The sequence below is a fragment of the Microbacterium sp. genome, assembly GCF_031178525.1.
Lineage (GTDB): Bacteria > Actinomycetota > Actinomycetes > Actinomycetales > Microbacteriaceae > Microbacterium.
The window spans coordinates 1-5,544 of record NZ_JAPSJA010000161.1; the positions used below are offsets into that span (position 1 = coordinate 1).

7 protein-coding genes and 1 tRNA gene are annotated in these 5,544 nt (G+C 72.9%); 5 read left to right on the forward strand and 3 right to left on the reverse strand.

The window, feature by feature from the left end:
• Positions 1-138: 138 nt before the first annotated feature.
• Positions 139-1,209: an amidohydrolase family protein gene (locus RIF89_RS10330; protein ID WP_309069028.1), complete on the forward strand. Its 1,071-nt coding sequence runs from the start codon at positions 139-141 to the stop codon at positions 1,207-1,209.
• On the opposite strand, the gene RIF89_RS10335 is transcribed toward RIF89_RS10330, so the two are convergent.
• Together RIF89_RS10335 and RIF89_RS10340 are read right to left on the reverse strand one after the other, a co-directional pair.
• On the reverse strand, positions 1,193-2,089 hold the full coding sequence (locus RIF89_RS10335; protein WP_309069029.1) for an aminodeoxychorismate lyase: 897 nt from the start codon (positions 2,087-2,089) through the stop codon (positions 1,193-1,195). The two genes, RIF89_RS10330 and RIF89_RS10335, sit on opposite strands and share 17 nt — an antisense overlap.
• A 260-nt stretch (positions 2,090-2,349) precedes the next feature.
• Positions 2,350-2,979, reverse strand: coding sequence for a DNA-directed RNA polymerase subunit beta (locus RIF89_RS10340; protein ID WP_309069030.1), 630 nt, complete (start codon positions 2,977-2,979; stop codon positions 2,350-2,352).
• Between the two features lie 116 nt (positions 2,980-3,095).
• Between RIF89_RS10340 and RIF89_RS10345 the strand changes: the two genes are divergently transcribed.
• Positions 3,096-3,168 (forward strand) — tRNA-Lys (locus RIF89_RS10345).
• 2 nt (positions 3,169-3,170) lie between these two features.
• Here the strand turns inward: RIF89_RS10345 and RIF89_RS10350 are convergent.
• Positions 3,171-3,476 (reverse strand): hypothetical protein, encoded by a 306-nt coding sequence (locus tag RIF89_RS10350; protein WP_309069031.1) that lies wholly within the window; start codon positions 3,474-3,476, stop codon positions 3,171-3,173.
• An 85-nt stretch (positions 3,477-3,561) separates the two neighbouring features.
• On the opposite strand from RIF89_RS10350, the gene RIF89_RS10355 reads away from it, so the two are divergent.
• The 3 genes from RIF89_RS10355 to RIF89_RS10365 form a co-directional block, all read left to right on the forward strand.
• The gene (locus RIF89_RS10355) at positions 3,562-4,335 is read left to right on the forward strand and encodes an isocitrate lyase/phosphoenolpyruvate mutase family protein (protein WP_309069032.1); all 774 of its coding nucleotides are present in this window, start codon (positions 3,562-3,564) and stop codon (positions 4,333-4,335) included.
• Positions 4,336-4,431: 96 nt separating this feature from the next.
• Positions 4,432-4,860, forward strand: coding sequence for a YciI family protein (locus tag RIF89_RS10360; protein WP_309069033.1), 429 nt, complete (start codon positions 4,432-4,434; stop codon positions 4,858-4,860).
• 1 nt (position 4,861) lies between these two features.
• The coding region (locus RIF89_RS10365) for a DUF6596 domain-containing protein (RefSeq protein ID WP_309069034.1) at positions 4,862-5,544 on the forward strand (683 nt) is incomplete at its 3' end.

Sequence of the window (5,544 nt, forward strand, 5' to 3'; positions counted from 1 at the left end):
CGCTTCGGCTGAGCCGTCCGCCTCGCCGAACGGCCTCGCCCTCGGGCGAGGCCGTTCGGCGTTACCCCCGCGGCGGTCGCGTCATCGGTCAACGGCCCGGTCGCCGGCCGCGGCGCCCGCTTCTGAGAGGATGACCGCATGACCGCCCTGCTCGTCGCCGCCCGCCGCGTGATCGACGGGTCCGGATCGGACGGGCCCGGCTGGGCGGTCGTCTCCCGGGGGCAGGTCACCCAGCGGGGCACGGGCGCGGCGCCGCGCACACCCGACCGGGAGATCGACGCGCTCCTGCCCGGGTTCATCGACGCGCACCTGCACGGCGCGCGGGGCGTGGACTTCGGGACGGTCGGCACGGATCCTCACGACGCGATCGCGTGGCACGCCGGACGCGGGTCGACCGCGCTGATCGCGTCGCTCGCGACGGGCGCGCTCGACGCCATGCGCACCCGCCTGACCGAGCTCAGCCCGCTCGTGCGGGCCGGGGTGCTCGCGGGGCTGCACCTCGAGGGGCCGTTCCTGTGCGCGGGCCGCCGCGGCGCGCACAACCCCGATCTGCTGCGGTCGCCGTCGCGCGGCGATGTCGAGGCGCTGCTTCAGGCCGGCGACGGCGCGATCCGCATGATCACGCTGGCCCCCGAGCTGCCGGGCGCGCTCGACGTCATCCCGCTGCTCGTCGACGCGGGTGTGCGGGTCGCGATCGGGCACACCGAGGCCGACGCCGCCACGGTCGCACGGGCCGCTGACCTCGGCGCGTCCGTCATGACCCACCTGTTCAACGGCATGCCGCCCCTGCACCACCGCTCCCCGGGACCGGTGGGCGTCGGGCTGACGGACGAGCGGATCACGGTGGAGCTGATCGGCGACGGCGCCCACCTCGACGATCGGGCGCTCGACCTCGCCCTGCGGGCCTGCACGGGACGGGCCATCCTGGTCTCCGACGCGATGGCGGCGGCCGGGCTCGGCGACGGGTCGTACACGCTCGCGGGATCGGATGTCGTCGTGCGCGACGGCGTGGCGAGGCTGGCGGGCGCCACCGCGATCGCGGGCAGCACGTCCTCGGTGTCGGACGCGGTCGAGCGGCTGCTCGCGCGGGGCGCGGATCCGGCGACGATCGCCGAGCTCACGGCCGTGACGCCCGCGCGAGCGCTGGGCGTCGACGTGCCGCCGCTCGCCGTGGCGCTCGACGGCGGGCGCGTCAGTCGCGTGGGCTGAGCAGGTAGGCGTTCATCGCCGACGTGAGCTCTCGATCGACGGGGAGCTCCGCACCGTCGAGATGCGTCACGGGGGCGGCGAGGCGCACGCTCGAGACGAGCCACATGGCGTCGGCGTCCGCAAGCGAGGCGGCCGGCACGTGCTCGTAGCCGGTCGAGTGGCCCTGCTCCTCGAGCCAGTCGAACACGCTGAGCTGCGTGGTGCCCTGCAGGATGCCGCCCGTCGGCTCGGGAGTGACGAACGTGTCGCCGCGCCGCAGCACCACCGACGCGGTGGGCGCCTCGAGCACGTAGCCGTCGCTCGTGAGGAAGATCGCGTCATCCGCCCCGCGCCGGTGCGCCTCGCGCAGCGCCGCCATGTTGACCGCGTACGAGAGCGTCTTGGCCCCCAGCAGAAGCCACGGCGCGCGCGTGGCGGCGCCGCTGTCCAGGCCGCGGTCGAGCGTGGTGACGCGGATGCCCTCGGTGCGGCTGCGGGTGTGATCCGGGACGGGCGATGCCGTGACCCACGCCGTGGGGCCCTCGAGCCCCGTGGCGGCGCGCTCGACGCCACGGCTCAGGATGAGCTTGATCGCGCTCTCCCCCGCCGGGCACTCGGCCGCGGCGCGCTCGACGGCGGCACGCCACTGCACGAGGTGCGGCGCGGCAAGGTCGCACAGCCGCGCGGAATGCGCGAGGCGCTCGAGGTGCGCCTGCACCTCCTGGGCATGCCCGTCGATCACGCCGATGGTCTCGAAGATCCCATCGCCGCGTTGCGTGCTGAGCTCTCCCACGCTGAGCGCGGGGGCGTCCGGATCGATCACGGCGAGCGTGTCGGAGAAGTCCGTGCGAGGGTCGTCGGCCGCCACGGGGGCGACGAGCAGGGCGAAGCGCCAGGTCATGGCACCGAGCCTAGATGCCGCGCGATCCCCGGGGCGTCCGTGCCCCGCGCGAACGTGCGATCGGCGAAGAAGTGAAACCGAGCCGCAGAAACGCCTCTCGGCGCGAGGCCGCTCAAAGCGGCGAATGTTGGAGCCCGGGGTTTGCTGCGGCCCGGCTGTTCCAGTGTAACCAAGCGGTGCCGCGAGGCATTCCCGGAATACTCAGGTCGTCCCTCGGCACCGGCGATCTGTGCGGATCCGCCGCTCCGCCGATCCGGGCGTCAGGTGAGCGCGTCGCGGCGCCAGAGCGCGGCGGATGCCGTCAGGTCGGTCGCGAACGTCGACAGGCGCAGGGCGCGCGTCGTGAGCTCGCTCGCGCGCTCGGGCTCCGTCGGCTCGTAGTCGTCGGCGAGGTGCGTGGCGCCTGACGCCTGCACGCGGCAGAAGGCCCCGGCCCGGTCGAGCGCCACGGCGAAGTCGCCCTGGAACGCGCCGCGCAGGATGGTGTCGATCAGCTCCACGAGCTCCGCCGGCCCGGCGGGCACCGGCGCGCCGGCCACGACGGTGTCGGATGAGCGCAGCTCGACGCGGCCCCGGTCGTACAGCAGGGCCGCGGTCGCGGGGTCGTCGTGGATCGACAGCTGCACGAGGTACAGCCGCCACAGCGAGCCGGGCAGGGTCTTGGCGGGCGAGCGCGACCACAGCTCCGCGATGTCATCGATCCCGTGCCGCGAGGTGAAGGCGACCAGGCGGTCTACCGCTCCCGGGTCCCGCTCCTCACGGACGCGGGACAGCAGCGCGGCGGCCGTGGAGTGCGCGGCGCGCGACACCTCGGCAGGATCCTCCGCCGCGAACAGTCGGTCGAAGGTCTCCGACGGACGCCGTACGGGCTTGTGGAAGTCGTCGGTCATCGATCCAGGCTAAACCCGGGCTCGCGCGGGGCGTCCCGGCCTTGCTCAGGGTGAGCTTCGGGAGTACGAGCGGTGACGCGGCTCGGGGTTCCGCTGCGGGCCCGTAAAGTAGACGCGGGCCTATAGCTCAGTTGGCAGAGCATCGGACTTTTAATCCGCGGGTCGTGGGTTCGAGCCCCACTGGGCCCACGTCAGCGGTCGCCGTCTTCCGGCGACAGCGTGATGCCTCCGAGCGCATTCGCCGACTCCGACATCGCGGCGAGCCACTTCTGGTTCAGCTCGGGCGCCTCGGCTTCGTCGAACACGAAGCGCAGCGGGATCGCCGGATTCAGCCAGATCGTGGAGCGGCCGCCGGGCGTACCGGGCGGGTGCTTCCATGACACGGCGAAGCTCTCGCCGCGGCGCAGCTTCGCGAGCACGACCATCTTCAGATGGGACAGCGCTCGATCCTCGATCTCGATCGGGGGCTCGACGCTGTCGTAGATGAGGATTCCCATGCCCGGACGGTACGCCCATCCCCGGGGGTTCACGAGGGGTTCCCCTCCCGGCGAGGGCCGCTCCGCGGGCAGTAGCGTCGTCCTCATGACCACAACCCCCGAGAAAGCACTCACCCTGAAGGCGCTGCACGAGGCGCCCGAGATCCTGCGCGTCGTGAACGTGTGGGATGCCGTCTCCGCCAGGGTCGTGAGCGACCTGCCCGGCACCACGGCGATCGCCACGGCCGGTCACTCGATCGCCGCCAGCCACGGCTACGCGGACGGCGAGATCCCGCTCGAGAGCGCGCTGGCCGCGGTCGCGGAGATCGTGCAGGCGACGGACCTGCCGGTGACCGCGGATCTGGACGACGGCTTCGCGGACCCGGGTGAGACGATCCGCCGCGCGATCGGCGTGGGGGCCGTGGGGGCGAACGTCGAGGATCGGCTGGCACCGCTTCCGGAGGCGGTCGCGCGCGTCGAGGCGATCGCGCGCGCCGCGGAGGCCGAGGGCGTGGCCTTCCAGCTCAACGCCCGCACCGACGCGTTCCTGCGCGGCGGAGAGCGGCCGATCGACGAGGTGGTCGACGACGCGGTCGCCCGGGGACGGGCGTTCCTCGACGCCGGCGCCGCGCTGGTCTTCGTCCCCGGGCTGCTCGACCGCGAGCTGACCCAGCGCCTGGTCGCGGGCATCGGCGACCGCAAGGTCAGCGTCATCGGCTTCCCCGGGGCGCTGTCGGCCGCGGAGTACGAAGCGCTCGGCGTCGCGCGGATCTCGTACGGTCCGCTCCCGCAGCGCGTCGCACTGCGCGCGCTCCGCGACCTCGCAAGCGACCTCTACGGCGACGGGGTGATCCCGCACGACACCCCCACGCTGAACTGAACTGAAAGATCTTTCACGCAGGTGTCGATCCGCGCTCGCGCCGTTCGACGCCTGGGTGAAAGGGTCGAGACGCGGCCCCCGACGAAGGAGTACGAAATGGCCAAGTACATGCTGATCATGCGAGCGACCGAGCAGGCGGTCGCCGCGGTCTCCGACATCCCGTTCGAGGAGATCATCGCCCAGATGGGCGCTTACAACGAGTCGATGATGAAGGCCGGCGTCATGGTCGGCGGCGAAGGCCTCGCCCCCGAGGCGGGCGTCGTCGTGGACTTCGATCAGACCCCGCCGGTCGTCACGGACGGCCCCTACGGCGAGACCAAGGAGCTGTTCAACGGCTTCTGGATCATCGAGGTGCCGACGATCGAGGAGGCCGCCGAGTGGGCCAGGCGCGCGCCGCTCGGCCCCGGGAACAAGCTCGAGATCCGCCGCGTGACCGGGCCGGAGGACTTCCCCGCCGACAACGAGTGGATCCAGAAGGAAGACGACTGGCGCGAGGAGCTCGCGCGCAAGGCCGAGCAGGGCTGAGATGACCGCGTCTGCGGCCTCGACCGCCGCGTCGGCACGGCGCGCGGTCGAGGCCGTGTGGCGCATCGAGGCGGCGCGCATCGTGGCGACCCTCACCCGGGTGACGGGCGACTTCGCACTCGCGGAGGATGTCGCGCAGGAGGCTCTCGCCGAAGCTCTCGCCTCGTGGCCGGCCTCGGGCGTGCCCGCCAATCCGGGCGCCTGGCTCGTCGCCGTCGGCAAGCGGCGCGCGATCGACGGCTGGCGTCGCCAGGCGACGCAGGACGACCGCTACGCGCAGCTCGCGCGCGAGCTCGGCGAGTCGACGGAACCCGACTGGGATCCCGACGCGATCGAGGACGACGTCCTGCGGCTGATCTTCGTCGCGTGCCACCCCGTGCTCTCGCGTGAGGGCAGCATCGCGCTGACGCTGCGCGTCGTAGGGGGCCTCTCGTCCGAGCAGATCGCGCGGGCCTTCCTCGTACCCGTCGCCACTGTGCAGCAGCGCATCGTGCGCGCCAAGAAGACCCTCGCCGCGGCGGCCGTGCCGTTCGAGGTGCCGGCCCCGCACGACTATCCCGCGCGGCTCTCGGCCGTGCTGAGCGTGCTGTACCTGATCTTCAACGAGGGCTATGCCGCGTCCGGCGGCGAGCGGTGGATGCGCACCGATCTCAGCAGCGAGGCGCTGCGGCTCGCGCGGGTGCT

Excerpts from the sequence above, each read along its gene's own strand:
- RIF89_RS10330 (WP_309069028.1), top strand. The coding sequence starts at position 139 with ATGACCGCCCTGCTCGTCGCCGCCCGCCGCGTGATCGACGGGTCCGGA.
- RIF89_RS10335 (WP_309069029.1), bottom strand. The coding sequence starts at position 2,089 with ATGACCTGGCGCTTCGCCCTGCTCGTCGCCCCCGTGGCGGCCGACGAC.
- RIF89_RS10340 (WP_309069030.1), bottom strand. The coding sequence starts at position 2,979 with ATGACCGACGACTTCCACAAGCCCGTACGGCGTCCGTCGGAGACCTTC.
- RIF89_RS10350 (WP_309069031.1), bottom strand. The coding sequence starts at position 3,476 with ATGGGAATCCTCATCTACGACAGCGTCGAGCCCCCGATCGAGATCGAG.
- RIF89_RS10355 (WP_309069032.1), top strand. The coding sequence starts at position 3,562 with ATGACCACAACCCCCGAGAAAGCACTCACCCTGAAGGCGCTGCACGAG.
- RIF89_RS10360 (WP_309069033.1), top strand. The coding sequence starts at position 4,432 with ATGGCCAAGTACATGCTGATCATGCGAGCGACCGAGCAGGCGGTCGCC.